The sequence below is a fragment of the uncultured Merdimonas sp. genome (assembly GCF_963929015.1).
Lineage (GTDB): Bacteria > Bacillota > Clostridia > Lachnospirales > Lachnospiraceae > Merdimonas.
The window spans coordinates 388,770-412,533 of record NZ_CAWVHE010000013.1; the positions used below are offsets into that span (position 1 = coordinate 388,770).

At 52.6% G+C, this 23,764-nt stretch carries 8 protein-coding genes, 1 pseudogene and 1 riboswitch; all 9 genes and pseudogenes read right to left on the reverse strand.

Going from position 1 to position 23,764, the window contains the following annotated elements:
• Positions 1-77 precede the first annotated feature (77 nt).
• Positions 78-911 (reverse strand): peptidoglycan editing factor PgeF, encoded by an 834-nt coding sequence (gene pgeF / locus ABGT54_RS08980; protein ID WP_346663780.1) that lies wholly within the window; start codon positions 909-911, stop codon positions 78-80.
• Between the two features lie 11 nt (positions 912-922).
• On the reverse strand, positions 923-1,282 hold the full coding sequence (locus tag ABGT54_RS08985; RefSeq protein ID WP_346663781.1) for a YraN family protein: 360 nt from the start codon (positions 1,280-1,282) through the stop codon (positions 923-925).
• 28 nt (positions 1,283-1,310) lie between these two features.
• Positions 1,311-1,985 carry a ribonuclease HII gene (locus tag ABGT54_RS08990; RefSeq protein WP_346663782.1) on the reverse strand — a complete coding sequence of 225 codons (675 nt, stop codon included), beginning with the start codon at positions 1,983-1,985 and terminating at the stop codon, positions 1,311-1,313.
• Positions 1,978-2,535 carry a signal peptidase I gene (gene lepB / locus ABGT54_RS08995; RefSeq protein ID WP_346663783.1) on the reverse strand — a complete coding sequence of 186 codons (558 nt, stop codon included), beginning with the start codon at positions 2,533-2,535 and terminating at the stop codon, positions 1,978-1,980. The genes ABGT54_RS08990 and lepB (ABGT54_RS08995) overlap by 8 nt, the downstream gene beginning before the upstream one ends.
• A gap of 40 nt (positions 2,536-2,575) precedes the next feature.
• Positions 2,576-3,423, reverse strand: a pseudogene (ylqF, locus tag ABGT54_RS09000) (ribosome biogenesis GTPase YlqF).
• 21 nt (positions 3,424-3,444) lie between these two features.
• Positions 3,445-4,125, reverse strand: a complete 681-nt coding sequence (gene lepB, locus ABGT54_RS09005; protein ID WP_346663784.1) for a signal peptidase I — start codon at positions 4,123-4,125, stop codon at positions 3,445-3,447.
• Positions 4,126-4,190: 65 nt separating this feature from the next.
• On the reverse strand, positions 4,191-4,538 hold the full coding sequence (rplS, locus tag ABGT54_RS09010) for a 50S ribosomal protein L19 (protein ID WP_346663785.1): 348 nt from the start codon (positions 4,536-4,538) through the stop codon (positions 4,191-4,193).
• 229 nt (positions 4,539-4,767) lie between these two features.
• The gene (thiC, locus tag ABGT54_RS09015) at positions 4,768-6,078 is read right to left on the reverse strand and encodes a phosphomethylpyrimidine synthase ThiC (RefSeq protein ID WP_346663786.1); all 1,311 of its coding nucleotides are present in this window, start codon (positions 6,076-6,078) and stop codon (positions 4,768-4,770) included.
• A gap of 106 nt (positions 6,079-6,184) precedes the next feature.
• Positions 6,185-6,299, reverse strand: a riboswitch (TPP riboswitch).
• A gap of 188 nt (positions 6,300-6,487) precedes the next feature.
• Positions 6,488-23,761, reverse strand: coding sequence for an FctA domain-containing protein (locus tag ABGT54_RS09020; RefSeq protein WP_346663787.1), 17,274 nt, complete (start codon positions 23,759-23,761; stop codon positions 6,488-6,490).
• Positions 23,762-23,764: the final 3 nt, after the last annotated feature.

Here is a 23,764-nt window from a genome sequence, read left to right on the forward strand (position 1 = left end):
TCCCCTTTGTGCACCTGGATCAAAGGCTTTCTTTCCCGCAGCGAAAGCCTTCTTTGCCGGATGTTCTCCGAAAGAGATTATTTCAGCGCCAGAAGGGCGCTTAAGTTGCCTCGCTTCTCCCCGGCGGACCGGTGAGAAAATAAAAGATCCGGATTGCAGTGCGTGCATACGTTTGTCACTGCGATATGTTCCGGCTTCACACCTGCCTCCCGGAAGATGATCTCATTTGCCTTCCACAGATCCAGCTGGTATTTTCCGTTTTCCTTCTGGTAAAACAGATCCTGCCACTGCTCTTTTGCAAAACTCTCCCGGAACGCTTCGACCACATCTTCGCTGACTTCGTAGCAATCCTGACAGATGGATGGGCCGATAGCAGCCACCACATCCCCCGGATCTGTCCCGTAAACACGCTGCATCTTTTCCAGGGTCACCTGCCCCATCCGATTTACCGTTCCTCTCCACCCGGAATGACTAAGTCCGATCACCTTTTTGACCGGATCCACCAGATAGAGCGGCACACAGTCCGCGTAAAAAGTAACCAGGCAGATCCCGGGCACATTGGTCACCATGCCGTCGGTCTGCGAAAACCGGGTTCCCCGGTCCTTTTCTTCCACCACCGCCACACGGACAGTGTGGGTCTGATGGGTAAAAGTCATATCTTCCACGCGGATCCCCAGGGCTGCGGAGAGTCTGCGTTTATTCTCCTCCACTGCCTCCGGATCGTCTCCCCGGGTGGTGCTGATATTCATGGAAGAACAGGGGCCTTTGCTGACGCCTCCCAGACGGGTGGTAAACCCGTGTTTCACCACGCCTGTCTCCTCCAGCAGAGGAAAAACCAGCAGCGGTACTCCGCTTACTACCCGCTCCTCCAGGATTTTTTCATGATTTTTATAATGCAGTCCAAGACTCATCGTACCTCTCCTTATCTTCCGCAATAATCAAACGCATTCCGGTACAGACAGATTTCCTCTCCGGCAATGCTCACCACGTCAAACCTGCACTCTGTATCCGGACCTTCATGACAGGCCAGGTAGCAAAGGGCGCACCGGGAGATCTTCTGCTGTTTTCTCAGATCCACCGCCTCCGCAGGGCTTCCCGCTCCCGGTCCGGAACGGTATTTCACCTCGCAGAACACCAGGCAGCTTCCGTCCTTTGCCACAATATCAATCTCCCCGCTTCTGCAGCGGTAATTGTATTCCAGGATCTCATACCCCTGGCTTTCCAGATATGCGCCTGCCTTCTTTTCATATCTCTCCCCGGTCTTTCGGAAGTTGTTCCTCATATCCGTTCTCTCCTGCCATAAGCATCGGTTATTCATCCTCCGCGTTCACATAATTGCGGATAAATGTCCGGCGATGGATCGGTGACGGTCCCAGTTTTCTCAACCCTTCCAGATGGGCTTTCGTCCCGTAGCCTTTGTTGGAAGCAAAGCCATAGCCCGGGATCACCTTTTCATATTCTTCCATCAGATGATCTCTGGTCACTTTGGCGATGATACTGGCCGCAGCGATCGAGATGCTCTTAGCGTCTCCTTTGATAATCGGAACCTGCGGAATGTCTACTTCCGGAATCGTTACCGCATCATTGAGAAGGATATCCGGCCTGACTCCAAGATTGGCGATCGCCATCCGCATGGCCTCGTAGGTTGCCTGGAGAATGTTGATCTCGTCGATCCTGCCAGGCCCTGCCATGCCGATCCCTGTGGCCACCGCATGTTCCATGATCTCTGCATAAAGCGCTTCCCGCTTTTTTTCCGAAAGCTTTTTGGAATCATTCAGATACAGGATCTCATAATCTTTCGGCAGGATCACCGCTCCTGCCACTACCGGCCCTGCCAGCGGTCCCCTGCCCACTTCGTCGATCCCGCAGATGTAGGAACAGGATGCGTATTCCTGCTCATAAACGCTCATATTCTGAAGCCGGATCCGTTCTTTTTCCAGCTTTTCCTGCTGCTTTCTCTTCTTTTCTTCTTCCCGTTTATTCATGGCGGATCACCCCGATCCTGTCAAAAGGATAGATGCGGATCCAGGCCCTGCCAAGCAGATCTTCCCGATGCAGGACGCCCACGTTTGGATCCCGGCTGTCACTGCTGTGGTTCCGGTTATCTCCCAGCACAAAATATTCATCCGGCCCAAGGGCAATGGGCTGCGCCGCGATCCCGGCCGAATCCATGACCTCAGTCCCGTAAATATCCGATGTCAGCTGTTCCCCGTTAATATACACATAGCCGCCTCTGATCTGTACCGTTTCCCCCGGCAGACCGATGATCCGCTTAATATAGTAAGTGTCCTCCTCGTATTTGTAGGGGAACACAATAATGTCAAACCGCTCCGGATCCCGGAAATGATACGACAGCTTATCCACGATCAGATTATCTCCGCTGCTTAGAGTCGTCTCCATGGACTGCCCGCTGACCCGCGTCCTTTGTCCCACATAAGTAATGATCAGATACGTCAGGCCAATGATGATCAGTATATATACAAGCCATCCCAGCAATTCCCGGAAAATGCCCTGCTCTCTTTTGTGTCGTCCCATAACTTACTTAGACCCCTTTCCGTTTCTACCACAGATTTTATCATAACTGCGGCGGATATTCCAGCGTCAGCCGGCCAAGCTTTCCGTTCCGGAAATCATCCAGAAGAAGAAGCGCAGCCTTGCCGGTATCCAGTTCTCCGCCTTGAGAAGGCAATTCCTGCTCCGGGCGATCTCTTCCAGCAACTGATAAGAATCCACAGACGACGGGATCTGATAGATTGCTTCCAGAACGCCCGGATACGCTTCATTTAACACACCGAGCAGTTCCACTGCCAGGTCCTGGCCGTCCAGGATCTCGTCTTTCATAGAGCCGATAAACGCCAGGCGAAGTCCCACGCTCTGGTCTTCAAATTTAGGCCAGAGGATCCCCGGTGTATCCAGAAGCTCCACCTGCTTATTCAGACGGATCCACTGCTTTCCCTTGGTCACTCCCGGTTTATTGCCGGTCCTGGCACAGGCTTTCCCTGCCAGCGAGTTGATAAACGTGGACTTCCCCACATTGGGGATCCCCGCCACCATAGCGCGCACCGGACGGTTCATGATCCCTCTTTTTCTGTCCCTCTCGATCTTTTCTTTGCAGGCCTCCCGGATGACTCCATGGACGCTCTTCATTTTACCAGACACTCTGGAATTCAGGGGAATCACTTCAAATCCCTTTCCCCGGAAATATTCTTCCCAGGCGTCATTCCACTTTTCTTCTGCCAGATCTGCTTTATTTAAAATGATCATCCTGGACTTGTTCTGCGCCAGCTGGTCTATATCCGGATTCCTGCTGGAAAGCGGGATCCTTGCGTCTACCAGCTCGATCACCAGGTCGATCAGTTTGATATTTTCCTGCATCATACGCTTTGCTTTGGTCATATGACCAGGATACCACTGAAAATGCATTGTATTCTCCCCTTTTTGCTCTTATTTGATCAATCCAAACTCTTCGCCGGGGCTGATCACAAACCAGGCCTTGCCGTAGATATAATCCCTCTTTACATTTCCAACGTCGGGATTGCGGCTGTCCTCACTTTGTTCCCGGTTGTCCCCCAGCACAAAATATTCGTCGCCGTCAAGCTTCATCTTGCCATCCACAACCCCCACATCGTCAATGTTGGTGGTCTCATACTCTTCCTCCAGGCGCTCCCCGTTGATGTATACCCGGTTTTCGATGATCTCGATGGTTTCCCCCGGAAGCCCCACGATCCGCTTGATATAATAATGGTCGTTCTCATTTCCCTTTGGCTTAAATACGATAATGTCCCCCCGCTTAGGCGTCGTGGCATTGTAGAGAATGCGGTTGACCAGAACCACATCTCCATTCCTTAAGACCGGGCTCATGGAGTCCCCCACCGTGCTGACCCGCTGTCCAAAATACCAGACCGCCACAAAGGCAAACAGGCAGACGATCACAATCTCAAACACCCATTTCCCGATGACCGGAAGATACTCCCACTTCGGGCGCAGCTTTTTCCTGCGCTTCACATATCCGAGATTCTCTTCTCTCCGGCCCGGCAAAATCTTTGTAAACCAGGACTTCCTGCGTCCCGGATATTTTCTCCCTCTTCGATTCGGCTGATACCTGCGTCTTTCCGTACGTTTCATCATACCACCTATATATCAGAAAAAGGACAACATACAATATGTACTTGTCCTTTTTCCATTCTCTGCTATTTTACTAATTCTTTTACCTTTGCCTTCTTACCAACGCGGTCTCTTAAGTAGTTCAGTTTTGCTCTTCTGACCTTACCTCTTCTCACAACCTCTACCTTTTCCACGTTTGGCGAGTGCAGCGGCCATGTCTTCTCAACACCGATACCATTGGAATTCTTTCTTACGGTAAAAGTCTCTCTGGAACCGCCGCCCTGTCTCTTCAGAACAGTACCCTCGAAGATCTGGATTCTCTCACGGTTACCCTCTTTGATCTTACCATATACCTTAACGGTGTCTCCAACACGGAACTCCGGCGCAGCTTCCTTTAACTGAGCTGCTTCAATGTTCTTAATAATATCATTCATACTGTGTGACCTCCTTATCTCATCGGATGTTCATAAATACAAACGTACCAGAGGACCATCTCCCTTTTCTTCACAGCGTATATTAGTTTACCATATGACGCCGCAGAATGCAAGCACTTTTTGGGAAATGGCTGGCGGCAGGCGGATGGGGACGTAGTCCTTTTGCAAAGGACTACGTCCCCATCCGCCTGCAAGGGTGTCCCTTTTCGTTCCGAGGGGTGTACCCTTACTACAATATGTCTATATATTCTCCTGCCAGAGCTTTGTTCATACTGCGAACTGCACAAAATTTTCCGCACATGCTGCAGGTGTCGCTGTGATCGTCCTCCGGGCTTCTGCTGTCGCGGATCGCGCGGGCTGTCTCCGGATCCAGCGCGCAGGCGAACTGTTCTTCCCAGTCCAGTTTTCTTCTGGCGTCGGCCATCCGGTCGTCGATCTCCCTTGCCCCCGGCACCCCTTTGGCAATGTCTGCCGCATGGGCCGCGATCTTGGAGGCGATAATGCCCTGCCTGACATCTTCTACATTGGGAAGCGCCAGATGTTCTGCAGGAGTCACATAGCAGAGGAACGCCGCCCCGCTCATGGCTGCCACAGCCCCGCCAATGGCGCCGGTAATATGGTCATATCCAGGCGCGATATCGGTGACCAGCGGTCCCAGCACATAGAAAGGCGCGCCCATGCAGATGCTTTTCTGCACCTCCATATTGGCTGCCACCTGATTTAACGGCACATGTCCCGGTCCTTCTACCATGACCTGTACATTGTGGTCCCAGGCGCGCTTCGTCAATTCTCCCAGCCGTACCAGTTCTTCGATCTGACACACATCCGTGGCGTCCGCCAGGCATCCGGGCCTGCAGGCGTCTCCCAGGGAAATCGTCACATCATACTCCTCACAGATATCAAGGATCTGATCGTAATATTCATAAAATGGATTTTCCTCCCCGGTCATACTCATCCAGGCAAATACCAGGCTGCCTCCCCGGCTTACAATATTCATTTTTCTCTTATGCTTCTTGATCTGCTCGATGGTCTTCCGGGTAATGCCGCAGTGCAGAGTCACAAAATCCACCCCATCCTCTGCGTGCAGCCGGATCACATCAAGGAAATCCTGGGCCGTCAGAGTCGCCAGATCTCTCTGATAGTGGATCACGCTGTCATAGACCGGCACCGTGCCGATCATGGCCGGGCACTCCCGGGTCAGTTTCTGCCGGAAAGGCTGCGTATTGCCATGACTGGACAGATCCATGATCGCCTCTGCCCCTAGCTCCACCGCGCTCATAACCTTCTTCATCTCAATATCATAATCCTTGCAGTCCCGGGATACGCCAAGGTTTACATTGATCTTGGTGCGAAGCATGCTGCCGATCCCTTCCGGCTCCAGACAGGTATGCTTTTTATTGGCACAGATCACCACCTTACCTTCCGCTACCAGCCGCTGCAGATCTGCAGGCGCCATTCGTTCCTTTTCTGCAACCTTCTTCATCTCCGGCGTCAGGATTCCCTTCCTGGCCGCGTCCATCTGTGTGGTATAATTTCTCATTTCCTGATAACCTCCTACTACTGTCTTTCTAAAAATGAGGGATCCATCCCGGATCTTGCCTTCGCCATTCAAAAAAGCAGAGACTCGTAAGAGCGCCTCTGCTTATCTTCTCACCGGTATCACTCCCTACGTTGGCATTATCCAAATCAGGTTGCGGGTCGAAGCGAAGGATACGCTTCCTCTCAGCCGGCTCCGCGCTGCCAGCTCCCCGTTGTAACTGTCCTGTTCATTATAAAACAGCAAATCAAAATTTGCAAGTCCCCTCCCGGCCATGACAGCATCTTTTCATCGCTGCACAGAACCGAAAAAACAAAAATCAGGCTTCAAAAAGCAGATAGCGCAAAAGAGATGCGGGCGTTTTACCGCCCGCATCCCTTATCACAGTTTTATACAAAATTGCCCGATCCTGCTATCGTTGTCTCCTTCTGCTGTAATACAGGAGGATCAGAATAAACAGTGCAGATGTGCCAAGTCCCGCCAGGGCTCCCGGAAGATCCGACGCGTCGCCGGTCTTCACAGATCCGCCAGTCGGCCGGTCGCCTCTCGGCGTCACGCCGCCTCCGTCTCCGCCACGGTAGTCATTGGTAAACTCCGCGGCATCCGCATTGCTCCTAAAGGTTCCAAGCATCTCGTAGGCCACATCCCGCACGGCAAGGGCTCCGCCTTCATCTTCCACCACTACCGTCAGTCTCCATACATGTTCATCGTAGGTATATCCGGCTGCCTTTCCGTCTGTTTCCCGGATGTCAAACCGGTACGTTCCTGCTTTGGTAAAGGTGATCGGCTCAAATGCGGTCTGCCCTGCTCCCTCTACGCTGGCGGTCGTATTGCCGATAACCGCTCCTTTGGGATTGTCCTCAAGAGCAGTCATGGTAAAGGTAAACCATACCTTTTCTGCCGGGATGTCCCCGCTGATATGCTTCTTCACCTTCGGCGTATAGACAACCGCATCGGTCTCGTAGTGGTTCACAAATGCCGCCACATCCAGCGAAGCTCCGTCGTCTCTCGTATAACCGGTCTCCTCCGGATCTACCCGAAGCATTCCGCCTTCATCCGCTACCGTTACGGTCAGTGTCCATACGCTTCCGTCATACTGGTAGCCGCTTATCCGGTCATTCACTTCTGTGATGTCAAACCGGTAGACACCGGCCTTTTCAAACCGGATCTCTCCAAAGTCCGCTTCGCCGCTTCCGGTCACGGTTGCTTCCGTTTCCTCTGGCAGCACGGCTCCCTCCGGATTATCCTCTCTTGCCGTCAGGTGGAAGGTAAACTCTGCCTCCCGGCCTTCCGGTACGTCGCCGGTGACGGTCTTCTTTACCACCGGCACATAACCGGTAGGCGCCGTCTCGTAAGTATTGGTAAACGCCGCCGCGTCTTTACCGCTCTCGCCGGCTCCGCCTTCTCCGGTCTTCGTATAGGTATGACCGGTCACGGCAAGGACTCCGTCCTCATCTTCCACCACAATCTCCAGATCCCAGACAGCTCCGTCATAGGTATATCCCGGTTCGCTGCCTGCTTCTTCTGCAATGGCGAAATGATAGGTGCCCGCCTGGGTAAAGGTAATCTCCGCAAAGGAAGCGCTTCCCTCTCCGGTCACAGTCACTTCATCTGTCGCAGCCTCTGCCAGCGACGCCCCTTCCGGATTGTCTCCATCCGGGGTCAGGATAAAGGTAAAGGTCTGGTCTTCCGGAACCGGATCACCGGTCACGGTCTTCTCCACCTTCGGCGCGTAAGCGGTCTGGACCGGTCTGTACTCATTGGTAAACTCTGCCTGGATCTCACTTACCGCACCGTTCTCGCCGCTTTGTACATAAGAGGTTCTCGAAACTGCCAGCTGGCCGCCCTCATCTGTGATCTCCACAGTCAGCTCCCAGGTATGGCCGTCATAGGTATATCCTGTTCTGCCATCGTTGACCTCGCGGATCTGGAAGGTATAGTCGCCGGCCTTTTCAAAGGTCAGTTCCTCAAAGGCTCCCTTACCGCTTCCGGTCACCTGGGTCTCCAGCACTTCGTCCCCGGTCAGGATCTCTCCCGCTTCACCGCCAATGCGGACAGCGTCTGCATGATCCGCCCCGGTAAGCTTCATCTCAAACCGGAAGGTCTGATCCTTTCCGTCCGGCACATTGCCCTCTACCGTCTTCTTCACCTGCGGTGTATAAACCGCCGGATCCGTCTGATAATCGTTGGTAAATGCCGCCGCTTCTTCACGGATGCCGTCGCCGCCCTGCTCTTCATATTTCACATCTTTGATCACAAGGGCGCCGTCCTCATCTGCCACTTCTACGGTCAGTCTCCAGACATGTTCATCATAGGTATATCCGTCTGCCTTTCCGTCTGTTTCCCGGATGTCGAACCGGTACGTCCCGGCTTTGGTAAAGGTAATGGGCGCAAATGCTGTCTGTCCCGCTCCCTCTACAGTGGCGGTGGTGCCGACGGGAACCGCTCCATTTGGATTCTCGCTGTCAGCCTTAAGACTAAAGGTGAACGTCTCTTTTGCCGGCGCAGCGTCTCCGGTCAGATGTTTTTCTACTCTTGGTGTATAAACTGCTTCTTTTGGCTCGTAATGATTCTCGAAAGCAGCCTTTTCCGCCCCGGTTCCATCTTCTTTTACATAACCGGTCTCCTCTGGATCTACCCGAAGCGCTCCGCCTTCATCCGCTACCGTTACGGTCAGCGTCCATACGCTTCCGTCATACTGGTAGCCGCTTATCCGGTCATTCACTTCTGTGATGTCAAACCGGTAGACGCCGGCTTTTTCAAACCGGATCTCTCCAAAGTCCGCTTCGCCGCTTCCGGTCACGGTTGCTTCCGTTTCCTCTGGCAGCACGGCTCCCTCCGGATTATCCTCTCTTGCCGTCAGGCGGAAGGTAAACTCTGCCTCCCGGCCTTCCGGCACGTCGCCGGTGACAGTCTTCTTTACCGCCGGCACATAACCGGTAGGCGCCGTCTCGTAGGTATTAGTAAACGCTGCCGCGTCTTTACCGCTCTCGCCGGCTCCGTTTTCTCCGGTCTTCGTATAGGTATGGCCAGTCACAACAAGGACTCCGTCCTCATCTTCCACCACAATCTCCAGATCCCAGACAGCCCCGTCATAGGTATATCCCGGTTCGCTGCCTGCTTCTTCCGCAATGGCGAAATGATAGGTGCCCGCCTGGGTAAAAGTAATCTCCGCAAAGGAAGCGCTTCCCTCTCCGGTCACGGTCACTTCCTCTGTCGCAGCCTCTGCCAGCGACGCCCCTTCCGGATTGTCTCCATCCGGGGTCAGGATAAAGGTGAAGGTCTGGTCTTCCGGAACCGGATCACCGGTCACGGTCTTCTCCACCTTCGGCGCATAAGTGGTCTGGGCCGGTCTGTACTCATTGGTAAACTCTGCCTGGGTCTCACTTACCGCACCGTTCTCGCCGCTTTGTACATAAGAGGTGCCGGCAACTGCCAGCTGGCCGCCTTCATCTGTGATCTCCACAGTCAGCTCCCAGGTATGGCCGTCATAGGTATATCCCGTCCTGCCATCGTTGACCTCGCGGATCTGGAAGATATAGGCGCCGGCCTTTTCAAAGGTCAGTTCCTCAAAGGCTCCCTTACCGCTTCCGGTTACTTGGGTCTCCAGCACTTCGTCCCCGGTCAGGATCTCTCCCGCTTCACCGCCGATGCGGACAGCGTCTGCATGATCCGCCCCGGTAAGCTTCATCTCAAACCGGAAGGTCTGATCCTTTCCGTCCGGCACATTGCCCTCTACCGTCTTCTTCATCTGCGGTGTATAGACCGCCGGATCCGTCTCATAATCATTGGTAAAGAGCGCATAGTCCTTCTGGTCCGTATCTCCGGTCTGCTCGTACTTTGTCTGCTCCCTGTCTACCGTCAGCTGTCCCTTCTCATCTGTCACCACTACCGTCAGCGTCCAGGGATCGTCATAGGTGTACCCTCCGGCTCCCCCGCTTTCCTCTGTAATCGTAAACCGATACGTTCCTGCTTTGGTAAAGGTAATCTTTCCAAACGGGTCTCCTGTAGGCGCCGTCAGACTGCCCTGGGCCGCCTGGCCTGCCGGTACGGTGACCGTGGCCTGGCCGTCCGTAAAGGTAGCTCCGTCTTTGGGATTGTTCTGATCCGCTGTCAGGACAAAGGTAAAGGTTTCGTCCTTCGGCCTGTCATCTCCTGTCATGGCCTTACGGATATCCGGTGTAAATTCCACAGGCGTTACACGATACTCATTAACAAACTTTGCTTCCGTCTGATTGCCGGATCCGTCTGCTTTCTGATAAGTTGTGCTTTCCACATGCAGCTGGCTGTTCTCATCCTTCACAACCACGGTCAGGATCACGTCGCTGTCGTCATACGTCACACCGTAAAGCTGGTTGCCGTTTTCGGCTGCTGCCTGCGGGATGGTCTCCCGGATCGCAAACACATAGGTACCCGCCTTTTCAAACCGGATCTTGCCAAAGCCGTCTTCATCCGGTCTTACTTCCGTACCGGCCGCCGTATCCTTTGAAACGGTAATGACCGCCGTAGTATCGTTTTTCTCAATGGATGCGCCGCCCGCCGGATTCTGTGCGTCAGGCGTCAGTTCAAATGTATAGGTCTGATCTGCCGGACGCATCGCTCCTGTCACAGCCTTGCTGACTGCAGGCGTATAGTCGGTCGGCTTCACCTTATAGGTATTGGAAAATGCAGCTGCAGACACTCCTTGTACAGGCTCCCCATCCTTTTCATAGGAAGAACTCTTTACCTGGAGTTTTCCGCCCACATCTTCTACCTCAACCGTCAGCGTCCACTCTGTCTCGTCATATGTATATCCGTCGCCGTCCTGTCCTTTCACCTCTGTAATGGTAAAGGAATAGATTCCTGCCTTTTCAAAGGTGATAGCGTCAAAGGAAGCTTCCGCACTCCCCACCCGGTTATGATAAATGATCTGCGTCCGGAGCTCCTGTGGAAGAACTGCTCCCGCAGGATTCTTATCATCCGGCGCCAGTTCAAACGTAAAGGTCTTATCTCCGGGCGGTGTATCTCCAGTCAGCGTCTTCGTTACTTTGGGCGCATATCCGGTCTCTTCGGTGTCATAGTAATTCGTAAAATCAGATGCGTTCTGCGTCTTGTCCGGATTTTGCGGATCCGTCAGGTAATAAATGATACTGTCTACCTTCAGGGTTCCGTCTTCATCCGTCACCACAACCTGGGCCCTTCTTACCGGCACCCGCTCCTGATCGTATCCATTCGGCAGGCTTCCGGTCTCTTCAGTGATGTCAAATACATAGGTGCCCGCCCGGGTAAAAGTAATCTCCTCAAAGGAAGCTGTCTTTGCCTCCCCGGTCTGATCCACCGTTACCGTAACCTCATTGTCCGCCGGCATGGTCACGCCAGACACCCCTGCATCCGACATGCTCTGTGTGAACGTAAAGGTCTGATAGGCTGCATCTGCCGGCAGTTCCTGACCCGTTACTGTCTTGGACACGGTCAGACGGTCTTTGACAGGCTCTGGCTGATACTCGTTGGTAAATCTCGCCTCTTCCCGGTTTGCAGACGTACCGGCCGCATTGCTTTCATAGGCAACATCTGCCGGCGCAATGGAAAGATTGCCCAGTCCGTCGTCCCTTACGGTAATCGTCAGTGTCCACACTGCCTGGTCATAAGTATAATACGTTTCGTTTCCGGAAGTCTCCCGGATCGTAAACCGGTAGGTGCCGCCCCTGGTAAACGTAATCTGTCCAAAGGCTTTTTCTGCTGTCGCCGCCGTGTCATCCTTCTTATCACCGATGGAAATTGTCAGCGATGTTTCGGCAGGCAGGCTGGCTCCCTCGGGATTATCCGGGTCCGCCTCCAGCGTAAAGGCAAAGTCTTTGTTCACCCCATCCGGTACCGGCTGTCCTGTCAGGGTCTTTTCTGCCTTCGGCGCATATTTCACCGGATCAGGCTCATAGTCATTTGTAAATGTCACGCCGCCCGCCGGATAGGTGGCAGAATCTGCCGTCGCCGTCATCGATCCGTCGCCCTGATCCTCTACCTCTACGGCAACGGTATAGGACTCGTCGTCATAGTTGATTCCATTTTTCCGGTCCCCTCCGTTTACTTCCGTAATGGTATAGGTGTGCGTACCTTCATTCTCCAGCGTATAATTAACCGGCGTAAAGGTGATGGCAACTTTTCCGTCGCCGTCCACATCCGGCCCTTTGGCAGTTCCTGTAGAAACCACCCTGGATGTTCCGCCTATGTTTTCTGTTACCTGGAAGGTAAAAGCGTCTGTTGCCGTCCAGTCACGTCCGGTCAGAACCTTAACCCCCTCCGGTGTCCAGGAGCCTTTTGCCTGGTAAGTATTCGTAAAGACTGCTCCCTGCGGATCTTCCGTCTGGGCATTGTCAGCAAAATACTGAATGTCTGTTACTTCCAGTTTTTGTTTATCGGCCTTCCATGCCGCAGTCACAACCACCCGGTAGCTGGTATCGTCATAAGTAACTCCATCTTTCTGATTGCCACTGGATGCCGCGTCTGCCGGAATGGTCTCTTTGATATAGAAGGTATGGGTGCCTGCGCCCTGAATCGTTTCCGGAGCAAAGGTCACCTGACCCTTTGCATCATTGGCCACCTGGCTTTGCAGCACCGTCACTCCGTCATCTGCCAGCAGTTCAAACTGGAACTGGCCATTTTCAGGAGCCTCGCCGTTGAGAGTCTTGGATGCCTGAAGCGTAACTTCTGTCTCCCGGATATTGGTGATCGTTACTTCCTCTGTCCGGACCATACTCTTCGTATCCGGAACTTTCAGAAGCCATTTTCCCTTGCCGAGTTTCTCAAGGTTCTCACTTCCGTCAGCCTGTGCGCCCTCCAGTTTATAACCGGAAGCCGCCGTATCCTCGACAATCACATACTCCCGGAACCAGAGAAGATCCGATACGCTGATCTTGCCGTTTTTGGTACTGCCTTCATATACCGGCTCAAGATCCTTAAGATCCGCCTTGCTTCCCTCGCCCTCCTCAAACGGGCCATAGATCTTAAACGTTGCTCCGTCTACCGGATCTGCCTCCAGATCTGCCGACTGCTTTGTAATCTCAAGGTCGCGGTAAAGCACCAGTCCTACGTCTTTTGTATTATCCCAGTTGTCTGCCTGACTTACATCGGTTGCCCACAGATAGAATCTCTCCGACAGATTTCGCCCGCTGTTTTTATAATAAGTAAAGTTGCTGTCGTTTTGCTCATTCTCCGGGATCTGTCCCGGCTCCCGTGACATCTTGCTTCCAAGCATCTTTGTCACGCTGAATTTCCCGGCCAGGTTACCAGGCAGAGCCGCGGAAATGATATACGTTCTTGGTTCATCTCCTTTCAGGTGCTGTACCTGCAGTTCTCCGTTCTCATACGCGGTATCCGGATCATCCACGGTCATAAGTCCGGCGTCCAGATTATCAAAGACGAAATTTGCTGTCTCATACCACTTCGCATCATTGTTCTGATTATACTGGACCGGAGTGCCATAGGGCGTTGTCGTCATACCCGGCGTCTTATTCCGATAGATGTAGAGCCGGATCTCAATCTTAGCCAGCATATCTTTTACAATGTCATACTCCGTATAATCCGCGATGGTCTCCCCGTCTTTCTTTCCGTTGCCGTCCGCGTCGATCCAGACATGTCCGCCCACCTTCACCGGATTGGGTACGATGGTTGCAGATACACTGTTTGACTCCAGCGCCTGGTCTGCGGAAGTGGCCTGGTCTGCTGACCCTGTCGTCGGATAACTGTCATAATAACACTGGAAATTATTGACCGCGTTCCGGTAAGAAATCTCTTCCATCTCATCTGCGGTATACTTATTTCCTTCTTCATCTGTTACCTGTGTCTGATATTCTACCACCAGACTTTCGCTGGTCTTCAGGATCTGGTCTTTTTCCACTGCCACGATAAATGCTTTCACAGCTGTTGTATTCCCTGGCCGCTGTTCTGTCCAGCCCCGCGGACAACCGTCCTGCGCCTCTTTGACAGCGTCAAAGAACCCGCTTCCCGCAGCCGGGATCTCTCCCGTGTAATAATATACCTGGTACTGATCCGAACTAAGCGCTGTTCCTCCCAGGGTCACATGGATCTCCCCGGTCAGATACGCCGGCCAGGCGCTGAACCGCTCCGTCCCGCCGCTTAAGAGGTCTCCTTCCTGGGGAAGCAGATCCATCACGGTCAGATTCAGACGGTTGTCCTGACTGGAAGTATTGTTCACGGTCAGGCGATAATCAATGGTCCCTCCGTTGGTTGCCTGTGCCAGACGGCTGGCGCTGTAACTGCTGTCGCGGTCTCCTTTATTTTCCTTTACCAGAGTCATCTGGGAACTGCTGACCCATCCGATCTCTGCCAGCGCGCCGATATATCCGTAATTTCCCAGACCTCCCGGTCCATCGCCAAGGGCATCCTTCAGAGCGCTTGCTTTTTCTGTGTCCACCTGAAGGGATGCGGCCACACTGGTCAGGCTTTTCGCCCATTCGCCGGTGCTGTCCTTAAAGGACGCTGCGTTGGGATTTTCATCACTCTCTATTCCCGGCTCATCACTGGTGGCAAACACATAGTTGGGAAGCTGGGTCCCATAACTTACCGCCGCGTTGGTAACAGTTGCATGGATCGTTACCTGTACCGAGTCTCCCGCTGCGAGGACTCCTTTCAAATTCAGCACAACAGCATTGGTCTCCACTACCGGCATTACCGTATCCTGATCCACTGTCAGCCCGGATGGATTTGCTCCTGTAATCTCAAAGTATGTCGAATCCTCATCCACGATCACGCCTTCCGGCAGAAGATCGATCAGGATCGGGTTTTCCATTCCTTCTTCACCTGCAGACTCATTGGTAAGCTTCAGGGTATAATTCACCGTTCCATTGTTCAGATCTACCGTTGTTTTATCCGCTACTTTTTCTACCGATACATTCGGCACTTCCTGCTGCCCGAAACTGTTGGCCGCAGTATCTTCTGCGGTTTTGGTAACTTCCGCTTCCTTCGATCCGGTGCTGTTCCAAGGACGATAGGTGATCTGGGCCTTTGCGGTATTCTCGACACGGTCCACAGACTGTCCGCCCGGGCCTCCCTCCTGTTGATCCAGTTCTACAGTCACCTGTACGGTTCCCGGATCAAACTGCTGTCCCAGTGCATAACCGGTCAGATTTTTCAATCCTTCCGACTCATATTCCACCTTTACCTGAGCGTATTTCACGCCTCCAGCTGCGGGCGCGGAAACTACCTGTTCTCCGGAGGATACGATAACCGGATCTGTCGGATGTTCCCCTCCTTCAAAATCAATAAAAGTTACTTTCGCGCGGATGACTCCTGCCTCTGCGTGACCATCGGCCGCTTCATAATATCCGGTCTCATGGCCGGCCTGCCCCAGGCGGACCTGCCGGATGGTATACTGGTCTTTCAGATACCGGTCATAGTCCAGTTCCGTCGGAGTGCCTCCTGTGCCGTGATAAGCCTTAAGCCCGGTATCTGTCAGAGTAAAGCCTTCCAGCGCATATGTGTTGTTCACCTCCGGATTCAGCGTGTATACAATCTGGGATCCCTGCTCGTACAGACTCTCCTCCGAAGACTGGCTGTAACTCGACTTGTCTACCGACACTGCTGCCGTTCCGAGAACATTTTCCAGAGTAACGGTTTTTTGTTTTGTCGTTCCTTCCGGGATCTTCACAACCTGATACCATACTACCCGGCGGTCATCCAGGATCATGGTATCATACCCGGACGTGCCGGTTACCGCATCTTCCACTACCAGATACGTCCTGCCCGGAACAACCAGGATTCCGTCCATATAAGAATATCCGGTTCCTTCTTTGGTCGTCTCTACTGTATCTACCAGTTTTTCCGGAACTTTCAGAGCATTGACCTCTTCCCGGGTCAGATCGGTACCGGTTCCATCGGGCACTTCATAAACGGATACCCGGGCCTTTGGCACCAGTTCGGTTCCGCTGTTTGCGTCCTTTTTCTGCACTTCCAGTTCTACCAGCGGCGTATTGTAAGCATAGTAAGTATAAGTCTTTCCAACCTGCAGATCCTGGCTGCTCAGCGGATATAAGACCTGGCCATCTGCCTGGATGGTATCTGTGATCTCACTTCCTGTCGGCGTCCATATCCCGTCCAGCCCTGCATAGCCTCCCGGCACAGTTTCCTCAGAAACCGCATACTGATGATTCGCCGCCACCGTAAATGTGGCGATTCCATCCTTTTCTGTTTTCTGCGAATCCATATGCCTCCACTCCATGTTCTCTTCATCATAGGTATACATGCGGAAGGTCACATTGCTTTGCTCCGGCAAAGAAGCAGATCCGTGCATATTGCCATATTTCTGGATCTTGATCGTAACTCCGTTATAATTGGGGACGATCAGCTTGCCTCGCAGCTCGTCATCGGAATCCTCTGCCTGCCAGCCGTCTGCATCATACGTTTTTACATCTCCCGGCTCAAGTGTGACTTCTATCGGGGTCTGATCCGCCAGATACCCGGCGGGCGCCAGATCTTCACGGATCCGGTAATCAGCCGGGCTGCTTCCGTTCAGGCGGACGGTTACCGTATACGTTCCGTCATTGCCTTTGGTCCAGGTCGCGCGGTCATCTCCCACCACATTCCATGTGGGCTGTCCCTGTGCGTCCTGCCCTTTCTCCTCCAGAACAAATGCTGCGTCCGTCAGAGGCTCCCCGGTATTTCCATCTACCTTCAGAACCGTTACCTGGGCATAAAGCCAGGTGTTGGTCACCTCCACCTGTACAGCGGACTGCCCGGTGATTGGAGTGATGGCATAACGGCCGTTCTCCTCTCGCTCTACTTCTGCTCTGTCCGCTTTAACCGACTGCAGTACATACTCGCTGTCTGCCTGTTCTTCCAGATAATAAGTATGCCCCTTACGAAGACCGGTAAAGGTAGCTTTCGTATCCTTTGATGCCGTCGCAGTATTTACCGGCGTGGTTCCTGTCAGGCTGTCATACAGCCGGAAAACGGCCTGATAGCTATCCGGCCCCTTTGTAAAGTCACCGGTATCTATGATTTTGCTCACTTCAATGGAAGTCAGCTTCTGATCTTTAAAGGTAACCAAAGCATCCCCGTCTCCGGTAAAGACATGTTCTGCCCCGGATACCTGTATCTCCATGCCGCCTTTTAGGGCGATCACCTGATCTTTATCTTCTGCCAGTTCATACCCGCCTGGCGCACTGGTTTCCACAAGGTAGTAAACCCCCGGCTTCAGACCGGTAAGCGTGATCTTGCCGTTCGTGGTGTTGTACTGTCCGATCGGGGTACGGTTTGCGCTGTCTGTCATATCCCGCACCGTATGGGTGCCGCCAAACGTATCAAACGCCTGGTAATACACTTCAAAAGTAGCGCCTGTCAGAAGTTCGTTTGTTTCTGCGTCCAGTTTCTGGATTTCCAGAGAAGTAAGATCCGGATTCCGGATGAGCAAAGCATCCGTGACCTGATAATCTTTCAGATCCAGTACGTCTGAGACCACAACGTCTCCAAGGGCTGAATTGGCGTTTTTGGTATAGCCAAAGGAAATTCCTTTGGTTTCATCAACGAAATCTTTCAGCTGCGGGTAGACTTCCGCCATATATTTTTTGAAATAGCTTGCGTCCTGTTCGTTGCTGCTCTCGCCAAGATACCAGGTACCCGAATCAATATGAGAAAATACCGCTTCTCCGGAAGCTCCGGTGGATGATTTGTAGGAAGGCTCTTTTGCCCCGGGCTTTGTCAGAGTAAATTCTGCCTTTGCCGGATTGCCTCCCATATCCTGCTTCTCAAGTGACAGTGAGATTTTCTCCGGATTGTACATAGAGATGACCAGACTTTCCGAACTTACCCGGAAATACCGGTACGCCAGGGATTCCTCCCCGGTCCCGCCGCTGACAGACTTTCCGTCATAAAGGATCTCATAATCGGAACCTTTCGGCATAGCGGTCTCCACGATCCGGTACTGACCGATATCCAGTCCCTTGGGGAAAGTAAAAGCTCCCGCCCCGTTGGTCTGAAAGGTTCTGGTCCCCCAGGTCTCTTTTTCATAGTCATAATCTTTCCAGGTCTTGCTGCCGCCCGTACCGCCGTCATAGCGCTGCAGCTTCATGGTTACCCCTTCCAGGGGAACTCTTCCGGTGTGCCCGGATTCAAACCAGGCGTCCAGCTGATCCGCCGTCCGGTTAAAGGGCGCGTCTGCCCCCGGCTCATAGCCGTATTTCTGCACTGTCACAGAGAAATTGGTAAGCGGCCAGTTCACCAGACGGTACAGATTTTCCCCGGTTTCTTCGTACTCAGTGGTTTTGCCGTCCAGGGTGAATCTTCCCGGCCACTGGATCTCTGTCTGCTCATCCGCCAGAGGGATATCCTTCGCCTCAGCCTCTGTTACAAAGTAGGCGTCATTATAAGTCATACCCTCTCCGGTAGGCGTAAAACGCACGATCATATAATGCGCCGCCGCATCAATCTGGTAGCCATAAGGCACATAGCTTTCCCGCAGGGCCATTCTTACATAATAGCAGTCGCTGTCCGGATCCTTCCAGACAATGTCATCGTCATTGCCTGCGGCTTCCCATTCCTCAGTGTTGTATTTGTCAAAGCCTTCTCCACTTCCAGGCTTCCCGTACCGCAGAGCCCTGGACATGCCCATGGCTGACATTTCTCCGGTTTCCAGATCGCTCTCCAGACCCACGGTGATATCATCCACTTTCTCCAGCAGATCTCCGGACTCGTTCACAACCCAGAGTTCATAGCTGGCATTGCCAAGTGGTTCATAGCGATCCTTCTGTTTGTCTCCGTCTTCCGAATAGGACCCTGCCCACTTCTGCAGGCGGACGGAAGCATAATAATCCTGTCCCGGCCCGTACACTGCCTCATTCTCAACGTCATACTCGTCGTACTTGTTATCCGGATATTTCTCCACCCTTGTAGATACCCCATTCTGGGAATTGTTGTGGTATGTCACGGCGCCCTTTGCTCTGGTAAAGAGAATGTAATTGTTCTCCGGCATGATCTGCGCGCCTGGTCCCGCCTGCGTCTCTACCAGCCAGTAGACAATGTTGTCCGCCACATCCAGGATGTCTGTGGCAAATTTTCCATCCACCGGTTCTCCGTCCGTGCCGACAAAGGTGCCGCTGCTGTATTCGCCGATCAGGGTGCAGTTCTCCGCGTCAAAAGTAAGCGTAACGTCTGTCTGGCCTTCCGGTATATCAACGATCTGCTGATACAGCTGGAACTGACAGTAGTTGGCCGGCGTATTTACAGTCTCAGGAGAATCCTCATCTTCCGGATCTTCTCTTCGCATCATATATTTATCGATCCGAAGCTGGGTCCATCCGATCTCATTGGTGAGTTTTCCCTGATTCTCCTCGTTCATAACCGCATAGTTATACTTCTCAAGCTCTGTCGCTGACAGGATCTTTACAGACTCATTTCCGGCAGGATCCGGAAGGTATTCTTTATTCCCCTGGGGATAAACGTACTGATCCTTCGCCGTCTGTGGAATATCCACCTCCACAGCCACATACTCGTCTCCCTCTTCATCGGTCAGATTTTCAAACACTATCTGGCCCAGACTGTCTGTTACCTGATTTTCTACCCAGTGATAGTTCTCGTCGTCTCCTTTTTTATACAGGGCAATGGTGGTTCCTTCCAGCGGAATCTCTTCTTTGGTAAAGGCATATTCCCACACATTATAGTAGACCTTATTCACGGTAAAAGTCTGATATCTGTGATTTTCCAGTGTAAGCGGCGCGCCGTTCTCTTCTCCGTTTACTTTGGTTACGATTGTCTGCGGATTCAGAGTAGTCGTCAGTTCCGCAGAGGTTCCGTAGTATCCGTCCGGCGCCTGGGTCTCACGGATGTGATACACCCGCTTCGTGGTCCCATCTGCTTCATAGATCGGCAGATCTTTAAAGGTCAGTTTGCCGTTCTCCGGTGTAGTACCGGTTCCGACAATATGTTCCTGTCCCTGCGCGTCCTCATAGTATACCTCTAGCCCGGCGCCCTTAAGAGCTGTGCCGCTTCGATCTGTCTTTGTCACTTCCAGGCCGCCAAGGCTGGATACATTGGTAATCTCTCCCAGATCCTGAAGTTCCTGCTGGTCCTTCACCTCATAGGGGCCAAAGAAGAATTTGTCTCCGCTGACCACAGAGTCTGGATGCAGCTTCTGATAAATCTGCGGATACTTATCCGGATCCAGCACCTGCATCTGATCCGTCACCACTTCATGGAGATAGTAATCGGTTCCGGCGTCCAGATACAGCGTATCTCCCGCTTCCAGGATCAATGTCTTCCCTTCCGGATCGGTGACAGGCGTAAACTGATTCTCGTTCTTTTGATACACTTCAAACCCGGTGCCTTTCAGATCCGACCTGCTGCCGTCTGCTTTCACCAGAATCTTGTCGATGGTCACAGAAGGATCCGGCTTGTTCTGAACCGTAAATGGTCCCTGTTCCTTCACCCCGTTTCCGGTCACTTTCGCATTGGTCAGATCAATGGCGATCGGTCCGTTCACGCAGGTAAAGTGAGCGGGAACACCGGTTTCTTTTACCACATACTGATAGCCTGCCTCCAGGATCGCCAGATACCCGGCGTTTGGAATCTCTACATCTTCATATCCTGTCACAGGAGTTTCGGTTCCATCTTCGTCCACGCGATAAATGGTGATCTTTGCCCCCGCCATCCAGCTGTTCGTTAATGTATTGAGCTTTTTAATCCGGACCGGCACTTTCTGTTCCACGTTCCGGACCGTGACATCCTGTGAAATGCTGACTTCTTCATTGGTTGTTTTGGGCCGGAAATAGAAGGGGCCGACCGCCTGTCTCTGTTCGCCGCCAGCCAGAGTAATGGTGGTCACCTGGGCCTTACTTCCCTGTTGTCCCTCTGTTTCCAGGAGATGATCACTTCCGCTCTTCGGAACTTCTACCCAATAGTAATTGATGATCTTGCCGTCTTTTTCTCCCGGAAGATTGGAAGCCTGAAGCCTGCCGGAGTCATCCGTTGTATAAGTACCATAATGGGTAAAGGTACTCTCCTCTTCCACCTGCTGATAGAGGTCAAACGTGGCCTCTCCTTTCTTTGCAGACTCCGTGGTCTGGGATCCCGCAGGATTGACCCTTACATATTCTTTGGTCAGTTCCAGATCTCCGTTTCGGCTGTTTAACATGGTTACGTCTTTGGGCGACGCACTGGAATTGCCGATGACATCCTCCAGCGTGACTGGTTCAGAATAAAGGACGCGGTCCGTGCCCTCCTGTATTTCATCTTCCCCATGCCAGTTCTCCGGCAGCACCTCCCGGTACCGGTACCAGATCGCTATCCTGGTGCCGTCCTCACTTACCTGATAAACCGGCAGATCCGTTGCGTAAGTAGTACCCGCTACTGTAAGGCTCATGTTCTGTGCGTCAGACACATCGGTCCATACCTTTTTGTCCGTACTTTGCTGCAGCGTAAAGCACCTGGCAAATTCCTGATAATTTGACTCATTAACCGGACGTGCCTCTCCGGAGGAAAACCATTGATAGGTTTTCTGGAGACGTAAGTGTGCCAGGTTATATTCGTTGACAATCGCTTCCTCAACAAGGTCTGTATTGACCTCATTTGGCTTCACGGTCACCGGATAAACCTCTGGATCCAGAAGATACCCTTTCGGCGCTTCTGTCTCTTTAACATAATAGTTCCCCGGCTTCAGGCGGTCAAATGTAAGCATTCCACTGGTATTGGTCTCCCCCTGGTCTACCAGTGTCTGACAGTCCTGATCGGAATAGATCCCGAATTTGGCCCCCTTAAGATCAGACGTGGCATTATCCCGGTGTCCTACCTTGTGGAGCTGAACGCCTCCCAGGGTTTCTTTATTTGTAAAAGTAACCGTCTCTTCCACTTCTTCTTTCAGAGATACTTCCTGTGCCTCTGTCTGAAGCGTTGTATTTTCAGGCGCTTTTGTTTCCTCTACCTGATAGTCTCCCGCATCCAGGTAAACGGTCACGGATCCATCCTCTCCCGCCTTAGACGGGTCGATCGACACTGTGTTGCCTGTAAGTTTCGTATAAGATCCATCCTGGTTCTTTGTATAAAGATCAGCCGGTTTTCCATCTTTGGTTGTAACCTTAAATTCTGCAGGTCCGGATACCGGATCCCAGGTTGTCCCCTCTGCATAAGGCCGGGTGCCGTTGCCGTCATAATCTTCGATCCGCTTTTCTATCGTAAGGATCGCCGGCTGGATCGTCTCGCCGATTTTGGTCTGCGCCGTATCTGAAACGGTCACTGGCGACTGCGCGCCTTTCAGCTGATACGTTGCCTGAGCTGTATTTTCTACCGTGAGCTGATCCCCATTTGTCTCTGAATATTTAGTGATAAACTCCTGGTAATCATACACAACTTCTACATCATAGGACGAATAATATGGAGCATTCGCATCGATCCCGGACACACTGTGAGCGCCGCAGGTATCTGTATCCACCTGTACGCTGCCGCCGTTTGCGACCGTGTAGGTCTTCTGATCTCCAAATTTCTCTGTAATCTTAACCGATGTTGGCGTAAGGTCATCCTTTCCTCCCACAGCCAGCGTTTCGGAAAGCGTCATTTTGCCGGCAAAGGGCGCCCGCCCGTGTGCCTGATAATAAGAAGCCTCATTGGTTACCATCTCCCCGTCCGCCGTGCGAAGGCCAAACGCCAGGGTCCAGTGTACGGTAACTGTCTTCTTATCGTCTGAAACCTGATTGCTTTCATGTGTTTTTTCCAGTCCCCACTGATCCGGACTTGTAGACGTCAAGGTAGGAAGGCTTTGCGTAACCGTCGGCTTAGTCTGTGTATAATCCTTCACCTTGACAGGATTTGCACTGTCCGTCTTATCATAAACAGAAAACTGCGTTGTCATAGACAGATTGTCCTGAATATCAAAAACAAACTGCTTTCCGACTTCAAGCGCGCCATTTCCATCTACAACCACGCGGATGCTAAATGATCCGGTGCTGGATGCACTGGCGTCAATAGACGTATTGTCCAGGGTAAAGACCCATTCTCCGGTATCCTTATCATAGGAAGCTTTCGCTCCTACGATATGTTCTTCATCTACAAGGCTCATCCCCTCAGGCAGACGAAAACGGATCGTCGTATTGTCATAGGTGTCAAACAGCGGCTTCGTCTGCTCGCCATAGTTATAAAGAGGAGCCGGATTCATCGTATAAGCCAGGGTAAACTGAAGTTCATCCCCGGCCATCACTGTCGTTCCGGTATGCGAAGAGCTGATGGTAACGCTGCCTGCTGTCTGCGGATTGGACGCATTTTCCCCGTAATAGGCTTCTGCCATCTCTGCCACGGAAGTAAAAACTGCTCCGCTGTCTTCCCCAATCCTTACCCCATTGGGCTGTACCGTCGGCTGCACGCTCTGCAGGGACGCACTCTCCTCTGGCTGACTCGTCCGGCTCTGTTTCGCAGCATCCGTCTGGGACGGATCCTGCTGACTCTGCGCCTGTTCCTGCGTATCAGCCTTCGTCTGGCTCTGCTCCGACACGCTCGTCTGTCCATCAGACTGTGACGTCTGTTCAGATCCTCCATTTGTCTCTTCTTCTTCCGTGACGCTGTACGTTCCCGTATCAGGATCCGGATTTTCGGATTCTTGCATCACAGAATCCGAGACCACTTCTGACGCCATTACCACGCCCTGATTGGTCAGGAGCATCACAGACGCCAGGAGAACCGCCAGGATTCTCGACCACATTCTCCCTTTTTTCATATT